The sequence below is a fragment of the Staphylococcus sp. B1(2026) genome (assembly GCF_058895785.1).
On sequence record NZ_JBZXTS010000021.1, the window covers coordinates 1 to 2,436 of the forward strand.

Here is a 2,436-nt window from a genome sequence, read left to right on the forward strand (position 1 = left end):
TTTCTTTTCTATTTTCGACCAACAAAAACTTTACACTAACCAATTTATCATTAGAGAATATCATATTTATTGAATGATTGGAACCTTAGCTAGAGTTACCATAGTAACTGATAAATTCAATGTTTCAATAGCATGACGCATAGTCTGTCCTGTCGTATAAATATCATCAAATAGACAAATATTAAGTTTTTCACTAATTAGCTCATTAGACACTTGATAAAAGGGGGAAGGTAAATGATGTCTTTCTTGTTTTGTTAAGTTATATTGATGTTCACGAAAATGACTAGCTAAAATAGGATGAAATACCACTTTTGCTTGTTTTAATAATTGTTCACATTGATTAAAAGTACGATAGAGCTTTCTTCTGCGACTTATTGGTATAGGTATAATTAAATCAAATTGATGTTGATTAAAAAATTCTTGAAGGCGAGGCGATAAAAAATCTCCAATAATTAAATCACCTTTAAATTTATAATCACTAATTAATTGTTTAATATTAGAATGATATTCATACAAATAATAATGTTTAATACCCTCAATATCATCACATTGCCATTGTTGAGAGTGATACCATTGTTGACAATTATCACATATTTGAAAATGATTAGATTGAAACAAGTCATCTCATGAAAATTCTGTTGATATTTTTTGATCACATATTCTACAAACTAACATATTACACTTTCCTTTTCTGAATTTCAGCTAGTTTATTCATTTTTTTAATATAATAATTGCATGCTAACATTGCATACGAAATTTTATGATGATAAAAAATAATTTCTCCAAATTGATTCGTTAATTTTCTATCTACACGTCCTGCAATTTGAATCAATGAAGCTGTATTAAATTGTTGATGGTCACTCGCTATCACTGCTACACATAAATTTAAATAAGTAATACCTCGCTCTAAAATAGTAGTAGTAAGAAGTATTTGAATTTCTCTTTTTTTAAAAGCATTTATTTTATCATGTCTGTGTTCATCTCGACTGTGCACAGCCTCTACATTTCGAAAGTTCTTTTTAAATAATGGTAAATAATCTAGCATTAATTGAATTGTTGGAAAAAATATTAAGATTGGGCAAGTATTATTTATTCATTCTTTTAGTTGATTAATCATTATTATTGGTAAAGTAGCTCTCTTAAGATACGATGTGAGATTATTTACTCTTATGAATTGAGGTATAGGTAAAGGACGTTGATGAAATCTTGCTACAATTTTATAACATTGAGATACTTGACATCTTAAATGCCAATTAGGTGTTGCTGATAAATAAACAATTGTTCCATCTTTTGCTTTAGCTTGTTGAACTGCATGATGTAAAAAATTATCAAAACAATAGGGAAATGCATCTACTTCATCAATAATAATTAAATCGAAATATTGATAGTAGCGTAATAATTGATGTGTTGTTGCCACTACAAAAGCAGCATATTGATACTTTTGCCCTCCATATAAACAACTAATATTTTCTTTAGGAAATACTTGCCGTAATCTTAATGCTATTTCTTTAGCAACATCTAATCGTGGTGTAGCAAAACAGACTTTACCACCCTTTTTTCTACATTCATCAATTGCTTGATAAGTAATTTCAGTTTTACCTGCACCACATACTGCTCATATCAATATATCTTGCTGTTGCTTAATTGCATTTATAATTTTTTGACTTGCTTGATATTGTTGATTCGTTAATTCATAATCTAAATGTATACCCCCACCAATAGAATGATCATTATAATTTAGACGCCATAAATATTCACAACTTGATGCTCGACCTAAATTAATACATTGCCGACAGTAAACTGCTCGTTGTTGACATAAATCACATTGATAACTATAAAAATTAGTTATATCACGATTACCACAACGTTGACATATGTACTGTGTGCCTTCTTGTTTAATGCTTCAGATTGCTTGTCCTCCTACTTTAATTAACTGCCCTATATTAATATGCCTAGCTATAAGTTCACTTGTTGTTAATTGCATACCTGACATATAACGAGGATCTACTGATATTTCATGAGATCACGGTGAACTGCATCGATTACAATACATGAATTTACCTCCTTTTGAGTAGTCATTAATTACATACACTCTTATCTCATTTTTTCTAAATTTTATAAAATATTTTCATAAAAAATAATGGTCCTATAAAATAAGACCATTAAATAAATGATATATTTAATTATGTTTACGTCTGAAGATTGCTAGACTAACAATTAATAAAATCAATAACCCTGAGACAAATCCACTTGATGATAATTGACCTGTTTTAGGTAATTTGTTTTCTTTTTTCGTAACAACTTTAGATGTTTTATGATTACCTATTCTTTTTTTATTTGTTGATACAATGTCTTTTATTATTGAGTGTCCTACTTTTGTTACTTCTTCTGTTTTCGGTTGTTCCGTTGTTGTTACTTCTTCTGTTCTCGGTTGTT

At 28.7% G+C, this 2,436-nt stretch carries 4 protein-coding genes and 1 pseudogene; all 5 read right to left on the reverse strand.

Features of this window, described 5'->3' with window-relative positions; genetic code table 11:
- Nucleotides 1–66: 66 nt before the first annotated feature.
- A complete protein-coding gene (locus AC5EAH_RS04770; RefSeq protein WP_493493623.1) occupies nucleotides 67–618 on the reverse strand; it encodes a ComF family protein in 552 nt (183 codons plus the stop codon).
- Between the two features lie 58 nt (nucleotides 619–676).
- Nucleotides 677–1,093: a helicase-related protein gene (locus AC5EAH_RS04775; RefSeq protein WP_493493646.1), complete on the reverse strand. Its 417-nt coding sequence runs from the start codon at nucleotides 1,091–1,093 to the stop codon at nucleotides 677–679.
- Nucleotides 1,094–1,600: pseudogene (locus AC5EAH_RS04780) on the reverse strand (DEAD/DEAH box helicase family protein); the annotation flags it as partial.
- Nucleotides 1,601–1,615: 15 nt separating this feature from the next.
- A complete protein-coding gene (locus tag AC5EAH_RS04785) occupies nucleotides 1,616–1,900 on the reverse strand; it encodes a hypothetical protein (protein WP_493493647.1) in 285 nt (94 codons plus the stop codon).
- A 279-nt stretch (nucleotides 1,901–2,179) separates the two neighbouring features.
- A partial coding sequence (locus tag AC5EAH_RS04790; protein WP_493493624.1) for an LPXTG cell wall anchor domain-containing protein occupies nucleotides 2,180–2,436 on the reverse strand: 257 nt, incomplete at its 5' end.